The following is a 15141-nucleotide window of genomic DNA, read 5'->3' as shown; positions in this document are numbered from 1 at the left end:
GGTAAGCATCGTGGTAATCACTCGGGTCACTCGGCTTTCCCGCGCCGGCGTTCGAGCAGGGTCATCAGGATCAGGGTGACGAGCGCCAGCGCCATCAGCAGCGTCGCCGCGCAGTAGGCGCCGAAGGTGTTGTGGTCGTTGATGTATCGCCCGTGCACGAGCAGGGTCAGCGTCTGTGAGATGCCCGGTAGCGCCGACGACACCATGGTGACGGCGCCGAACTCGCCGAGCGAGCGCGCGACGGTCAGCACGATGCCGTAGGTCAGACCCCAGCGGATGGCCGGCAGCGTGATCCGCCAGAACGTCTGCCACCAGTTCGCGCCGAGCGTGGCGGCGGCCTGTTCCTGATCGTCGCCGATCTCGTGCAGGACCGGCACCACCTCGCTGACCACGAACGGCAACGTCACGAAGATGGTGGCCAGCACCATCCCGGTCAGCCCGAAGATCACCTTGATGCCGAAATGCTGCTGGATGCCGCCGAACCAGCCGTTCACGCCCCAGAGCATGATCAGCGAGACGCCCACGACCACCGGCGACACCGCGAACGGCAGATCCACCACACCCTGGAGCAGGGAGCGGCCGGGGAAGTTGCCGCGGACCAGCGCGATCGCGGTGATCACGCCGAACACCACGTTCAGCGGCACCACGATCGCGATGATCAGCAACGACAGATCGATCGCCGAGATCGCCGCCGGAGTGGTGATCGAACCGAAGAACGCGCCGATCCCGTGCTCGAAACTGCGCCACAGGATGATGATCAGCGGCGCCACCAGCAGCACGAACAGATAGGCCAGCGCCACCACGCGCAGCGAGATCCGGGTGGGTGCGGAGAGTTTCATCGGGTCGCTTTCTCCTTCCGCGCGGTCCGCTCGGAGAACACCCGCAGCACCAGCAGCACGGCGAACGAGATCACCAGCAGTGCCACCGAGACCGCGGCCGCGTTCACCGGCCGGTCCACCTCGATCTGCTGCTGGATGTACTGCGACGCCACCTGGGTGTGCCGGGGAATGTTGCCGCCGATCAGCACCACCGAACCGAACTCGCCGATGGCACGGGCGAAGGCCAGCCCGCCGCCGGAGATGATCGCCGGCGCCAGCGTGGGCAGCACGACGCGCCGGAAGGTGGTCAGGTTGTCGGCGCCCAGCGAGGCGGCGGCCTGCTCCACCTCCAGATCGGCCTCCATCAGCACCGGTTGCACCGACCGCACCACGAACGGCAGCGTGACGAATCCCAGCGCCAGCACCAGGCCCGGCTGGGTGGCGTTGAGGTGCACGTCGATCGGGCTCTGCGGCCCGTACAGCGCCAGCAGCACGATGCTCGCCACGATCGTCGGCAGTGCGAACGGCAGATCGATCAGGGCGTTGACGATGCGTTTGCCCGGGAACTCGTCGCGGACCAGCACCCAGGCCACCAGCGTGCCCATGATCACGTTGATCACCGCGACCACCACCGAGACCAGCACGGTGATGCGCAGCGACTGCAACGCCGACGGCGCGGTGACCGCATCCCAGAACCCGGACCAGCCGTTGTCGAAGGAATGCACGGTCAGCGCCGCCAGCGGCAGCAGCACGATCAGACTGAGCCACAGCATCGCGGTCGCGATGCCCAGCGGGCCGACCGCTCCGGTCACCCGGAGCCAGGACGGCCGGGCCGTACCACCGCCGGACGTCTCCCGCCCGACCTCGGGACCGGCGGCAGTCCCGAGGTCGATATCGCTGTCACTCACGTTGCTCGATTATTCCGTGTGCTCCGGTTCACCCGTTACTTGCTGGCCTTGTCGTAGATCTGGGCGATGCTGCCGGTGCCCTGCGTGAACAGGTCCTTGTCCACCGACTTCCAGCCACCCAGGTCCGCGATCGTCCACAGCTTCTGCGAGGGCGCCGGGAAATCCTTGCTGAAGTTCGCCGCGACCTTCGGGTCGACCGGGCGGAAGCCGGCGCTGCCCAGCGCGGTCTGCCCGTCCGAGCTGTACAGGAAGTCGCGGAAGGCGACGGCCTTGTCCGAGTTCTTGGAGTTCTTCAGCACCGCGACCGGGTTCTCGATCTTCAGCGTGGTCGGCGGGATGAAGTGCTCCAGCGCGTCACCGTTGCGCTCGGAGAACAGGGCCTCGTTCTCGTAGCTGAGCAGCACGTCGCCGGTGCCCTGCAGGAAGGTCTCGGTGGCCTCGCGTCCGGAGGTGGGCTGCACCTTCACGTGGTCCTTGGTGATCAGCTTGCTCAGGTAGTCGAGGCCGGCCTGCGGATTCTTGCCGCCGTCGCTCTTGGCCGCATACGGCGCGAGCAGGTTCCACTTGGCCGAGCCGGAGCTGAACGGGTTCGGGGTGACCACCTCGACGCCCGGCTTCAGCAGGTCGTCCCAGTCGTGGATGCCCTTCGGATTGCCCTTGCGGACCGCGATCACGACCACCGAGTTCAGCGGCACACCCTTGTTGGCGTCGGCGTTCCAGCTGGAGTCGACCAGACCGGCGTCCACCAGGCGGGTGATGTCGGGCTCGACGGAGAAGTTCACGACATCGGCCGGGGCGCCGTCCTTGACCTTGCGGGACTGGTCACCGGAGGCGCCGTAGGACGCCTGGACCTGCACACCCTTGCCGGCGTCGGTCTTGTTGAAAGCGGGGATCACCTTGTCGAACGCCGGCTTCGGCACCGAATACGCGACCAGGGTGAGGGTGCTGGTCGGGGCGCCGGCGTTGTCGCTCTTGCCGGAGGTGTCGCTGGCTCCGCCGCCACACGCGGTGAGTCCGACCGCCGCCACCGCGGTGAGCGCGACGGCGAGGGCCCGTCGGCGCGAGAGAAATCCGGTATTGCGAGACATCGGATCGAACCTTTCCTGCTTCCGCGCATGTCGGATGAGCGCGGACAATCGGTTGCCAGGTAGATCCACCGGACGGATTTCGGTCACGGTGACGGCGCGACTGCGGCGCGGGGCCGCTCGGAGACGGGCACGAACTGCGAAAGGAATGCGCGCCAGTCTACCGGGGGGTGAAAACGCGCAGCGGTGCCGTCGCTAAGCGCGACAGTAGACATCCGCGACGACGAGACAACCGACCGCGATCAACGCCAATTCATGGCGGACCCGCGGTACAGAGCTCGAAGACACCGGCAGACTGTAACAGAATCGGACGTACCGCCGCGAATTTCCCGGATGACAAACCGGTAAATGTAGCCACAACGGCGGGGAATGCCTCGAGTGAGCGACCCGGAACGGGCGGGGGCGCGGCCGGAAGAATATGGCCGGCGGCAATGCGGAACCGGAAGAATGTGCCCGGCGATATTACGGGAAAGGATGGATCGGGTGCCGCTGCCGCGCCCTCGTGCGGGCGTGGCAGGCAGCGTATCCGGAATGGCGGCGGGAGCCGTGGCTCCCGGCCCGACTCAGTCCTCTTCGACTTCCGGCGGGCTCTCCAGCAGGTCGAGGATCCACTCCTCGACGGCCGTCTCCTCGCCGTCCTCGTTCACCTCTTCGACCCGGAGGCGGTTGTGCAGGCGCACGCCGAGGCCGAGCGTCTGCGCCGCGCGCACCATCTCGATCGCCTCCTCGGGCGTCGCGTAGTGGGTGGCGATCAGGCGAGGCCCGTCGTCCAGGTCGTCGGCGTCCAGCATGGCCGTCAGCTCCGCGAAGTCCTCATCGGTCGACATGCCGTGCAGCGTACCGGCAACCCGGCAGCTTCGCCGAACTCTTTCCCGGTATCCGGGCGATGGTCGCGCGGGTATTCGGGCGATGGCTCGGCAGGCCGCGGAAGCAACTAGGCTGGGCGCGTGCATCGCTTCGCAGGGTGGTGGGACGGCTTCGAGCTCTGGGTGGCCGGCCTGCCCTTCATTCCGCAGTTCGCCGTGGTCCTCGTGGGCATGATCCCGGTCAGTTTCGTGATCGCCTACCTGCTCGATCGCACGCTGCGGATCGTCCTGCGCCTGCTCGGCCGGGACCGGCCCGGATCGGCGCAACCGCTGCCGTCGGCGAGCGCGGCCGGGCCGGGCCGGGCCGCGTTCGCGCGCACCGTCCGGCGGCGCCGCCAGCCCGCCCGTGGCGGGGACGGCCCGGGTGCGAGCAGCCCGCGCCAGCCCGGCGGTTCACGCCGGCGCCGCCGCCGCACCACCGAGGAGGCGTTCTGATGCCGCGGTCCCGGGTGCAACTGGCGCTGCTCGCACTGCTGGTGCTGGTCTTCGTCGCTTGGTTCTTCACGCGCTGAGCCCGGTTTTCACGGGCTGAGCCCGGTTGTCCGCCCGCTGACGGTCGGCAACCCGCCGGATAGTTCACATCATCGACATCGGGTGCGGTGTAGACGCCACTGGACACCGGGCCGATGATGGTCTGATGGCGTCCTACGACGAGCCTCTGGCCGACGACCCTATCGAGGCCGACACCGATATCCCGGTGCGGCGCGATTCGCTCAGCGACCAACTCGACATCGAGGTGGGCGGCGGATACATCGCGAAGGCGCTCGGTAGCACCCACAAATCCTCGTATCCGCCGATCGACGACTACGCCTTCCTCTCCGACTGCGAGACCAGCTGCCTGATCGCCCGCAACGGGGCGGTGGAGTGGATGTGCCTGCCCCGGCCGGATTCGCCCAGCGTCTTCGGCTCGATGCTCGATCGCAGCGCCGGGCACTTCCGGGTCGGCCCGTACGGCGTCAACGTGCCCGCCGCCCGGCGTTATCTGCCCGGCGGGCTGATCGTGGAGACCACCTGGCAGACCGACACCGGCTGGCTGATCGTGCGGGACGCCCTGGTGCTCGGCCCGTGGCACAACAACGACAAGCGCAGCCGCACCTACCGCCGCACCCCGATCGACTGGGATGCCGAGCACATCCTGCTGCGTACCGTGAAATGCGTCAGCGGCGTGGTGGAGCTGGAGGTCAGCTGCGAACCCGCCTTCGACTACCACCGTTCGGCGGTGGCCTGGAAGTACACCGGCGAGGTGTACGAGCAGGCCACCGCCGGCGGCGGCGCGGACTCCCCGACGCTGACGCTCACCACCGACCTGCGCATCGGCATCGAGGGCCGGGAAGCGCGGGCCCGCACCCGGATGCGCGAGGGTGACGATGTGTTCGTGGCGCTGTCCTGGTCGGCGCTGCCGCCGCCGCGCACGTATGCCGATGCGGCCCAGAAGATGTGGGCCACCACCGAGTACTGGCGGCAGTGGATCACCCTCGGCAAGTTCCCCGACCATCCGTGGCGCGGTTATCTCCAGCGCAGCGCGCTCACCCTGAAGGGCCTGACCTACGCGCCCACCGGGGCGCTGCTCGCCGCATCCACCACCTCGCTACCGGAAACCCCTGGCGGCGAACGCAACTGGGACTACCGTTACAGTTGGGTACGGGACTCCTCGTTCGCGCTGTGGGGCCTGTACACCCTCGGCATGAATCGGGAGGCCGACGACTTCTTCGCCTTCCTCTCCGACGCCTGCACCTCCGAGAACGGCGCCGACATTCCGTTGCAGGTGCTCTACGGGGTCGGCGGCGAGCGCGAGATCACCGAATCCGAACTGGATCACCTGCACGGATACGACGGCGCCAGCCCGGTCCGGATCGGCAACGGCGCCTACAATCAGGAACAGCACGACATCTGGGGCGTGCTGCTGGATGCGGTGTACCTGCACGTGAAGTCGCGCCAGCAGGTGCCGGAGACGTTGTGGCCCATGCTGCTCCGGCAGGTGGAGGCCGCGATCGCGCACTGGCGCGAACCCGATCGCAGCATGTGGGAAGTGCGCGGCGAGCCACAGCATTTCACCTCTTCCAAGGTGTTCTGCTGGGTGGCGCTGGACCGTGGCGCCCAATTGGCCGAGATGCACGGCGAACTGGACTACGCGAAGAAGTGGTCGGACATCGCCGACGAGATCCACGCCGACATTCTCGAGCACGGGGTGAACGCCGACGGCGTCTTCACCCAGACCTACGGCGCCGATACCCTGGACGCCTCGCTGCTGCTGGTCCCGCTGGTGCGATTCCTGCCGCCGGACGATCCGCGGGTGCGGGCGACGGTGCTGGCCATCGCGGACGACCTCACCGAACAGGGCCTGGTGCTGCGCTATCGCACCGACACCACCGACGACGGCATGCTCGGCGCCGAGGGCACCTTCACCATCTGCTCGTTCTGGCTGGTGTCGGCGCTGGTGGAGATCGACGAGGTGGACCGGGCCCGGCGGTTGTGCGAGCGGCTGCTCGGTTACGCCAGCCCGCTGGAACTGTATGCCGAGGAACTGGATCCGCGCACCGGCCGGCACCTGGGCAACTTCCCGCAGGCGTTCACCCACCTGGCGCTGATCAACGCGCTCACCCACGTGATCCGCGCCGAGCAGCACACCGAGGTGGGCGCGTTCCGCGCCGCGCACCGGGCGAACTGAGCGCGGACCGCGCAGCGGGCTGGAGCGCCGGGTCGCCCCGTCCCGAAGCGGCCGTCGACTCGGAGAGCCGGACCGGCTCAGAGGGCGTCGGCCGTCTCCCGGATCTCGCGGAGGCGGACCAGCGTCGACTCGATGTCGGTGAGGCGGCGGTTGCGGCCGTCGGGGGTGTGCACCGCGGCGGCGTCCTCGGCCGCGCGCATCGACTCGTCGACCGAGCGCAGCGTCTGATTCGCGAGATCGGTGAAATGGCTGCGCAGGGTGCGCTGCACCGTGCGCAGCCGATTGCGGGATTCCTTGCCCACCTGGAAGATCACGTCGTCCATCAATCGGGCGACCGCCACCTTCGCCTCGGCCTGCCGGCGCTGCTTGCGGATCCGGCGGTCGTCCCACAGCGCGTTCACGCCGAGCAGCACGCCCGCGCCGGCGGAATACCAGTTCACCAGCGACATGCCGAGCAGGCTGGTGGCCAGGCCGACCATCAGGACACCACCGTAGGATCCGCGCAGCGCGGTCAGAACCTGTTGGGTCGCACCGTGTTTCGCGGTGTCCAAGGGTTCCAGCGAGGCGACCGGCGCCAGCACCTCGGCCGGATCGCCCAGCCGCAGATCCGGTAGCGGCACATCGTGTTCGGTGCCCGGGAACTTGCCCGCCACCTCCTCGGCCAGCTCCACCGACCGGTAGTGGGCGACGACGAAGTTCTCCTCCACCGCCGCGCAGATCCGGCCGTCCAGGTCGGCGCCGAAGGCGGACCAGCGGCGGGCCGGATCACGCTGGGCGATCTCGGTTTCGGCCTCCCGGACCAGGGTGCGCAGCCGGTGCCGCAGATCGTGCTCGGTGTCACCGACGAGTTCGGCGCAGCCCTCGGCGAGGGCGACCTGCCAGCCCGCCGTGCGCTGCCGCAACTCGTCGGCCTCGGTCCGCAACAGCCGCAACCGATCCGCGATCTCGCGGAAGCGGCGCGGATCGCGCAACGTCTCCGCCTCGGAGCGCAGCGCCAGCGCCAATTGGTCGGTGATGGTGCGGATGTCGCGCACCGCGGCGTCCCGGGCGACGGTGTCCGCCCGGCCCAGCACATAGCTGCGCAGGTGTTCGATCAGTTGCGGCACACCGGATTCCAGATCCCGGCGGGGATCGCTCACGGTCTGGAGGTGGCGCAGGGCGGAGATCGGGGCCACCGCGAAACCGAGCCCGGCCTCGTCGAGCAGCTCCCGATTGTGCTGCTGCACCTGCGCCCACTGCGGGTATCGGTCGATCTTGTTCAGCACGCACACCACGGTCGGGCACACCTGCTGGATGCGCTGCAACGTGGTGATCTGCTCGGGCGTGAAGGCCGCACCGGCGTCCGCGACGTACAGCACGGCATCGCCGGCGGCGATCAGAGACCAGGCCACCGGGGTGTCGGCGGGCGCGCCCGGCGCGTCCATCACCACGAATCCCTCGGCCAGCAGCGGGCTCGGCTCGGTGAACTCGGCGCGGATCACTCCTTCGGCCGCCAGCGCCGGGCCCGGATCGAGCGGATCGACACGCTGCCGTTCGGTCCGCCCGCCGAACGAGCGGACCAGCGTGGCTGTGGGCCGCGGACCGTATTCGGCGATCACCGGGATGCCGATCCGCTTGCCGGTGGCGCTGACCGGCGCCCCGACCAGCCCGTTGACCAGCGTGCTCATCCCGTTGCCCGGCTCGCCGACGACCACCAGCCGCACCCGCGGATCGGCCACCCGGGCCCGCGACAACGCCAGCCGCGCCGACAGATCGGACCGGGCCGCGGCCGCGGTCGATTCCAGCAATTCGTCGAGCAACCCGACCAGCGGAGCCATCGCGTCGGGGTGCTTCGCCGCGGCGGATTCGACGGCTGCCGGTCTGCTCACAGGTGCAATGGGTTGTCGACGGGGTGCATCACCGGGTGGAAGTCGGCATCGAAGGCGTCGGGCAGCAGGCTCGACGACAGTCCGAGCCCCGCGACCAGCCCGGAATGATCCGGATGCCAGCCGATATCGGCCGAGTCCGTGGTGTAGGCGATCGGCTTCAGCGGCGGGACGACATGGCCGGGATCGACGGTGACCGGTGGTTGCACCGGCGTGGCGGGTGCCGAATGCGCGCCACCGGGATCGGGCTGGCCCGTGGCCACCGGTCCCGGGGCGTTCACCGACGGTGCGGAGGGTCCGTGGCCGATCGGAGAGCCGCCGTCACCGGGTTGGTGGGTCGGCGCCGCACCGGTCGGGGCCGAGCCGCCGGGAGTGTGCGAGTCGGAGCCGCCGTCTCGCGGCGGTACCACGGTCACGGTGTCGCCGCTGTCGTGCCCGCCGGTCGTGCCGCGATCGTGGCTCGCGCCGGAAGGGTCACGGCCGGTGGTCGGCCCGGTGTCGTGGTCGTTCGTCGCGCCACCGTCGCGGCCCGTGCCGGTGTCGCGGCCGGTACCGGTGTCGCGACCGTCGGAGCCGGGGTCGCGGCTGCCGGTCGGCGAACCGTCACGACCGTCCGAAGTCGTGTCGTGGCCGCCGGTCGGCTGACCGCCACGGCCGTCCGGCGGGGTGGCGGTGGTGGGAACACCGTCGTGGGTGGTGGTCGGCCCGCCGTCGCGGCCGGTGGTGGGTGAGCCGTCGCGGCCCGGGGTGTGCGAGGGCGTCGACGGGTCGGATCCGGGCTTGCCGGACGTGGTGGGACCCGGCTCCGGCCGGGTCGGATCCGTCGGCGCGGTGGGCTTCTCGGTGACCGTGCCCGGTGCGACGCTGACATGCGGGATCGTGGTGCGGTCGGTCGTCGCCGTGTCGGCCGGCCTGCCGGAATGGCCGCCGAACGGGTTCCGGTCGTCGTCGGCGACAGGTTTGGGGCCGCCGAACAGACCGGGCGCGGTACCCACCGCGACGGTGAGCGGCGACGGACCGGCCGGTGCGGACCAGACGTTCGCGATCGGATGCGATGCGGCCTCGGGCTGAATCGTGGTCTGCAACGGCGTGGCCGCGACCGGCTGCACGACCAGCGGCGGTGCCGGTGCGGGCGGGGCGGCGGGCACGGACACCGCGAACGGACTCTGCTGCGCCACAATCGGATTCGAGGTCATCCCGGCGGACCCGAAGCCCGCGCCGGGCACGAACGAGCCGTTCCCCCCGAATCCGCTGGGGCCACCACCGAACGCACCCGGCCCACCGGCCGCACCCAGCGACCCGGCCGCGGGGCCGGCACCCGGGGGACCACCCGCCGGGCCGGCACCCGAGGGACCGCCTGCGGGCGCCGCGCCCGAGAGACCGTGGCCGTGGAAACCGGCCGGAACCGGTGTGCCGCCGCCGTGCCCGTACGAGCCGCCCGCCGAACCGTCGCCCGCCGAACGGTCGAATCGGCCCGCCGTGGTGTCGGCCGTCCGCGTGTCGGTGGGTGCGGGTGTGCCGGAAGTGTCTGCGGTGAAAGGGTTTCCGGCGAGGGTGACGTCGGCGACGTGTTCGGCGTTGTCGTGACCGAGACGCGAGATCAGCCCCACGCCGTTGTCCTGACCGCTATCGTCGGGCATGTGGCCCACCCCGTTGCCCAGCCAGTTGGAGTAGTGGTCCAGTTGCTGTCCCACCGCGCCGACGGTGACGCTGAACTGCGTCTCGGTGGTCACCCAGACGCCGTCGAGGCCGACGTGGACGTCGACCTCCATCTCGCTGCTCACGAACAGGCCGGTGCCGCCGCCGATGCCGTCGAAGGCGCTGCCCGCGCCGGGCAGGCCGAAGCCGCTGCCGGACACGTCCGCCGCATGGGCGGGAGTACCCGGCAATCCGAAACCGCTCGCCGACGCGTCGGTGAGATGCGCCGGGCCACCGGGCAATCCGAAACCACCGGTGGGATATCCGGAGCCGCCGGGCAATCCGAAACCACCCGCGCCGAGATCGCCGAACACCGAACTGCCGGGCAGGCCGAAACCACTGCCCGCGGCATCGGTGACATAGGTCGCGCTACCGGGCAGGCCGAAGCCGCCCGAGGTGTCACCGAGAGGGTCTGCGCCACCGGGCAATCCGAAGACACCCGAGGTGTCACCGAAAGGTGCGGCACTGCCGGGCAACCCGAAACCGCCGGACGAATCACCGAGAGGCATTGCGCCACCGGGCAACCCGAAACCGCCGCCGGACGAGTCGGCGAAAGGTGTGGTGTCGCTGGGCCAATCGTGACCGGACTGGTCGGCGAATCCGAAATCCGAACCACCCGCGTCCGGTTCGCTGCCGGTATCGGCGGTGACGACCCGATTCTGCTCGGTCGGCCACTGTCCGGCGACCGCGAGGCCGTAACCGGGAGTGCCGGGCAGGTGCATGCCGTTGCCGGGCAGCCCGAACGGCGAGGCGGCGGACCAGCCGTGGGACGGGTGGCCCGAATCGTCGCTGTCGCTCCCGTCGTCGTCGGAGTCCGCGTCGTCGGGCGTCCAGCGCGCGGAGGCGCCGTGGGTGGGCGGGCGGAATTGCGAGAAGCCGGGGATCGACGGGGAATGACCGTCGCCCATGGTGCCGTCCAGATTCGGCAGCCCGAAACCGTTGCCCTGGCCGGAGGAATGGGACGTACCGTCCATCCCGCCGTCCAGGCCGGGTAGGTGGGTATCACCGTCGCCGCCGGGCGCGCCGAGTCCGGGGGTCGCGGCGCCCGGCGTGCCGAAACCGCCGGGCGCGGTCCCGCCCACGCGGGGCAGCACCGCGGTCGGATGGTCGCCGGCGGGATGCGGCGTGCGCTGGAGGACCGGCGGCACCGAATCCGGCGACGGATCGGGATAGGTCACGACCGGGCTGGGCGCGTTCGGCTGCGGATCGTTGGCGGACAGACCGGCGAAACGGCTGTCGTGGGACTCGTTGGCCGGCGGCGGGCTGCCGTTGGAGGCGACCAGAGCGCCACCGGTGACATAGGCGCCCGCGCGGGCGACCCGGGCCACGCCGGTCGCGATCCGGTACGGAAGGTCCGGCGCATCCTCGCCCACGGCCGCGGCGTCCTCATCGAGGGGCAGGTCACGCATAATCCGAAGCTCCGCTCTCAATGCCCGGCACTGAACCGAACGGGTCCTACCAACTAGATCGTCAACACCTTAGGTGCAGCATAACGAACCTGTCACATTATCGAGGTGACAGGCTGTCACGGCTACTACTCGCCGGTATCGAAACTCTATCGGTTACTTCTTCGGCTTGTCCGACGACGAATCCGTGGACAGCGCGGCGACGAAGGCCTCCTGCGGGACCTCGACCCGGCCGATGGTCTTCATCCGCTTCTTGCCCTCCTTCTGCTTCTCCAGCAGCTTCCGCTTCCGGGAGATGTCGCCGCCGTAGCACTTGGCGAGCACGTCCTTGCGGATCGCCCGGATGTTCTCGCGGGCGATGACCTTCGAGCCGATGGCCGCCTGGATCGGCACCTCGAACTGCTGCCGCGGGATGAGCTCGCGCAGTTTGGTGGTCATCTTGTGGCCGTAGGCCTGGGCGGCGTCCTTGTGCACGATCGCCGAGAAGGCGTCGACCGCCTCCCCTTGCAGCAGGATGTCGACCTTCACCAGCTCGGCCTGCTGCTCGCCGGCCTCCTCGTAGTCCAGCGAGGCGTAGCCGCGGGTGCGGGACTTCAGCGAGTCGAAGAAGTCGAAGATGATCTCGGCCATCGGCAGCGTGTACCGCATCTCCACCCGGGTCTCGGACAGGTAGTCCATGCCGAGCAGCTCGCCGCGACGGCTCTGGCACAGCTCCATGATCGTGCCGATGAACTCGCTCGGCGCGATGACGGTGCACTTGGTGATCGGCTCGAAGATCTGCCGCACCTTGCCCTCCGGCCAGAAGGACGGGTTGGTGACGACGTGCTCCTGACCGTCCTCCATGACCACGCGGTAGATGACGTTCGGGGCGGTCGAGATGAGGTCCAGGCCGAATTCGCGCTGCAATCGCTCGCGGGTGATCTCCATGTGCAGCAATCCGAGGAAGCCGCACCGGAATCCGAAGCCCAGCGCCACCGAGGTCTCCGGCACGAAGGTCAGCGCCGCGTCGTTGAGCTGCAACTTCTCCAGCGCGTCGCGCAGGTCCGGGTAATCGGAGCCGTCGACCGGATAGAGACCGGAGTACACCATCGGCCGCGGCTCCCGGTACCCGGTGAGCGCCTCGGTCGCGCCCTCGCGCGCGGTGGTCACGGTGTCACCGACCTTGGACTGCCGCACGTCCTTCACACCGGTGATGAGGTAACCCACCTCGCCGACCCCCAGCCCCTGGGTGGGTTTCGGCTCCGGCGACACGATGCCGATCTCCAGCAGTTCGTGGGTGGCGCCGGTGGACATCATCTTGATCTTCTGCCGCGGGATGAGCTTGCCGTCCACCACACGCACATAGGTGACCACGCCGCGGTAGGTGTCGTACACGGAGTCGAAGATCAGCGCCCGGGCCGGCGCATCGGCCTTGCCGACCGGGGCCGGCACCGTGCCGATCACCTTGTTCAGCAGCTCCGGCACCCCGACACCGGTCTTGCCCGACACCCGCAGCACTTCCTCGGGCTCGCAGCCGACGATGTGCGCCAGCTCGGCGGCGTACCGATCCGGATCCGCGGCCGGCAGATCGATCTTGTTGAGCACCGGGATGACCGTCAGATCCTTCTCCAGCGCCAGGTACAGATTCGCCAGCGTCTGCGCCTCGATGCCCTGTGCCGCGTCGACCAGCAGGATCGCGCCCTCACACGCCTCCAGCGCGCGCGACACCTCGTAGGTGAAGTCCACGTGCCCGGGCGTGTCGATCAGGTGCAGGACGTAGTCCTCGCCGTCCACCGACCACGGCAGCCGCACGTTCTGCGCCTTGATGGTGATCCCGCGCTCGCGCTCGATGTCCATCCGGTCCAGATACTGCGCGCGCATCTGCCGTCCCTCGACCACGCCGGTCAGCTGCAACATGCGGTCGGCCAGGGTGGACTTCCCGTGGTCGATGTGGGCGATGATGCAGAAATTCCGGATCCGCGCGGGATCGGTGAACGTCGTGTCGGCGAAGCTGGGCACGGTGCTCCTGGTCATGAGGCGTTTTCGGCGGTCTCCATGTTCCCACGCTGTCGCAGCCCGCCCGCCCGCAGGGCGCATGGGCGCGGCGTCCGGCAGTTTCCGCCACGGTGGCGGGGGCACTGTGATATCGACAACAAGCGGGCTCCGGAGCAGGGCTCGGCCGAATCTTTGGAACAAGCTTGGCATCTTCTTTACCCGACGATCCAATAGCCTGTCGAAAGGCAACCGATACGGCAGTGCTGCCGCGCACGACTGAAGATATTCGATCGAAAAATTGCCTCCGAGGGGGACAGCGCCGTGTCGATTCTCGACAATGCATTCTCCGAATTCCTCCGCGCTCGCCGCGGCAGATTGGTGCCCGAGAAATACGGATTTCCACCGCGCGGGCGGCGGGTGAGCGGCCTGCGTCGCCAGGAATTCGCCGAACTCGCCGGACTGAGCGTGGAGTACTACACGAAACTGGAGCAGGGACGGGCCGTCCATCCGTCGGCCGCGGTGGTCGCCGCGATCGCCGAGGCGCTCGATCTCGACCACACCGAACGCGACTATCTGGCCCGGCTGCTGCGGCCGGACCCGGAACTCGACGAGCCCCCGCTGACGCTGCCCAGCGAGGTCGGGCAGTTGCTGAGTTCGCTCGGGCGGGTCATTCCCGCATTCGTGATCACCCCGGCCACCGATGTCATCGCGTGGAATGCGGTGGGCGGCACGGTGTTCCACATCGATCCGGAATTCGCCCCGGTCAACGTGACCGAGCGACTGTTCCGTAATCCTCTGGGCCGCAAGCTGTACGGCAATTGGGAGCAGGTGGCCCACGACCAGGTCGCCTGGCTGCGCTACGACGCGGTCCGGCACCCGGGCGACCGGCGGCTGCATCGGCTCGTCGAGTGCATGATCGAGGAGGACGCCCATTTCCGGAAATTCTGGCGACTGCACGAGGTCCGGCCGCGGTCGCACGGCCGCCGGGTGATCAACCATGCCGACGTGGGTGTTCTGGACATGTTCTACACGGCATTCCCGCTGCCGGCCGACCCGCGCCTGACGATCGTCACCTGGTCACCGTTGCAGGGCACCGAGACGGCGAACAATCTCGCCGCCTTGGCCGCCCGTTGCGAGAACAATGCGATCACGGTGATGCTGCCGGATTCCGGCGAGGTAGCGGAGGGCGTGCCGACGGATCCGATCCGGGCAATTTCTCCCAGCCTCGATCCCGCCCTGCCGAATTCAATACCGGATCGTCTCCGACGATGACCGGGCGACGTACCGATTCCAGCAGATCCAGATCGGAGGAATGGTCGCCGTAGGCGCTGCACGCGGCGGGTGGGACGCGCTGTGCGCGCATCATCCGCCGCGCGACCTCGGCCTTCCCCGGACCGATGACGACACTGTCCACCCCGCCGGTGTAGTGCCCGGCCGCGACCGCGGGCACGGTACCGACCGCGACATCCGCGCCGACGTGCGCCCGGATCGGTTCCAGGCACGCCGAGAACGACCCGGACACCAGGACGGTGGTGTCCCCCCGCGCCCGATGCCGGGCCAGCGCCCGCTCGACCGGCGGGTGCAACAGTCCGCCGAGCCGCAGTTCGGCGTCGAACCAATCCTGTCCCGCGGCCGCGACCGCGGCGACCGGATATCCGGTGAACGACCGATAGTAGTGCGCGTTGCCCTCGGCCCGGGGCACGCCCGCGGCGGCCATCTCCCGCAGTTCGGCCGCGGCGGCCTCGTAGTCCGCGCCGGGCCGGCCGACCACGTCGAAGTAGTACGCCAGGAAGCGGAACATGCTCTTCACCGTGATCAGCGTCTCGTCGACGTCGAAGAACGCCATCCCGCCG

11 protein-coding genes and 1 pseudogene are annotated in these 15141 nt (G+C 69.3%); 3 read left to right on the top strand and 9 right to left on the bottom strand.

What is annotated here, in order from left to right:
* Window positions 1-26: 26 nt before the first annotated feature.
* The 5 genes from cysW to LBW94_RS34720 all read right to left on the bottom strand — a co-directional run bounded on the left by cysW (window position 27) and on the right by LBW94_RS34720 (window position 3638).
* Window positions 27-839 (bottom strand): sulfate ABC transporter permease subunit CysW, encoded by an 813-nt coding sequence (gene cysW / locus LBW94_RS34735; RefSeq protein WP_225061207.1) that lies wholly within the window; start codon window positions 837-839, stop codon window positions 27-29.
* Window positions 836-1630, bottom strand: coding sequence for a sulfate ABC transporter permease subunit CysT (gene cysT, locus LBW94_RS34730; RefSeq protein ID WP_266272933.1), 795 nt, complete (start codon window positions 1628-1630; stop codon window positions 836-838). The genes cysW and cysT overlap by 4 nt, the downstream gene beginning before the upstream one ends.
* A gap of 131 nt (window positions 1631-1761) precedes the next feature.
* Window positions 1762-2814, bottom strand: a complete 1053-nt coding sequence (locus LBW94_RS34725) for a sulfate ABC transporter substrate-binding protein (RefSeq protein ID WP_225061208.1) — start codon at window positions 2812-2814, stop codon at window positions 1762-1764.
* 192 nt (window positions 2815-3006) lie between these two features.
* On the bottom strand, window positions 3007-3099 hold the full coding sequence (locus LBW94_RS44530) for an Ms4533A family Cys-rich leader peptide (RefSeq protein ID WP_416277014.1): 93 nt from the start codon (window positions 3097-3099) through the stop codon (window positions 3007-3009).
* Window positions 3100-3374: 275 nt separating this feature from the next.
* A complete protein-coding gene (locus tag LBW94_RS34720; protein WP_225061209.1) occupies window positions 3375-3638 on the bottom strand; it encodes a hypothetical protein in 264 nt (87 codons plus the stop codon).
* 120 nt (window positions 3639-3758) lie between these two features.
* Here LBW94_RS34720 and LBW94_RS34715 point away from each other — a divergent pair, with 120 nt between their 5' ends.
* Together LBW94_RS34715 and LBW94_RS34710 are read left to right on the top strand one after the other, a co-directional pair.
* Complete coding sequence (locus LBW94_RS34715; protein ID WP_225061210.1) at window positions 3759-4112, top strand: hypothetical protein; 354 nt, start codon at window positions 3759-3761, stop codon at window positions 4110-4112.
* Between the two features lie 202 nt (window positions 4113-4314).
* Window positions 4315-6345, top strand: a complete 2031-nt coding sequence (locus tag LBW94_RS34710; protein WP_225061211.1) for a glycoside hydrolase family 15 protein — start codon at window positions 4315-4317, stop codon at window positions 6343-6345.
* Between the two features lie 77 nt (window positions 6346-6422).
* Here the strand turns inward: LBW94_RS34710 and LBW94_RS34705 are convergent, their stop codons facing one another.
* The 3 genes from LBW94_RS34705 to lepA all read right to left on the bottom strand — a co-directional run bounded on the left by LBW94_RS34705 (window position 6423) and on the right by lepA (window position 13390).
* The gene (locus tag LBW94_RS34705; RefSeq protein ID WP_225061212.1) at window positions 6423-8213 is read right to left on the bottom strand and encodes a hypothetical protein; all 1791 of its coding nucleotides are present in this window, start codon (window positions 8211-8213) and stop codon (window positions 6423-6425) included.
* Window positions 8210-11317, bottom strand: a complete 3108-nt coding sequence (locus LBW94_RS34700) for a hypothetical protein (RefSeq protein WP_225061213.1) — start codon at window positions 11315-11317, stop codon at window positions 8210-8212. Before LBW94_RS34700 ends, LBW94_RS34705 begins: the two co-directional genes overlap by 4 nt.
* A gap of 153 nt (window positions 11318-11470) precedes the next feature.
* The gene (gene lepA, locus LBW94_RS34695) at window positions 11471-13390 is read right to left on the bottom strand and encodes a translation elongation factor 4 (protein WP_416277013.1); all 1920 of its coding nucleotides are present in this window, start codon (window positions 13388-13390) and stop codon (window positions 11471-11473) included.
* 219 nt (window positions 13391-13609) lie between these two features.
* On the opposite strand from lepA, the gene LBW94_RS34690 reads away from it, so the two are divergent.
* Window positions 13610-14560, top strand: coding sequence for a helix-turn-helix transcriptional regulator (locus tag LBW94_RS34690; protein ID WP_266272866.1), 951 nt, complete (start codon window positions 13610-13612; stop codon window positions 14558-14560).
* Window positions 14561-14585: 25 nt separating this feature from the next.
* On the opposite strand, the pseudogene LBW94_RS34685 reads toward LBW94_RS34690, so the two are convergent.
* Window positions 14586-15134, bottom strand: a pseudogene (locus LBW94_RS34685) (HAD family hydrolase); the annotation flags it as partial.
* Window positions 15135-15141: the final 7 nt, after the last annotated feature.

This window comes from Nocardia sp. alder85J, assembly GCF_020176955.2.
Taxonomy (GTDB): domain Bacteria; phylum Actinomycetota; class Actinomycetes; order Mycobacteriales; family Mycobacteriaceae; genus Nocardia.
Note: the sequence above shows the minus strand (reverse complement) of the source record. Positions and strands in the feature narration are given on the sequence as shown.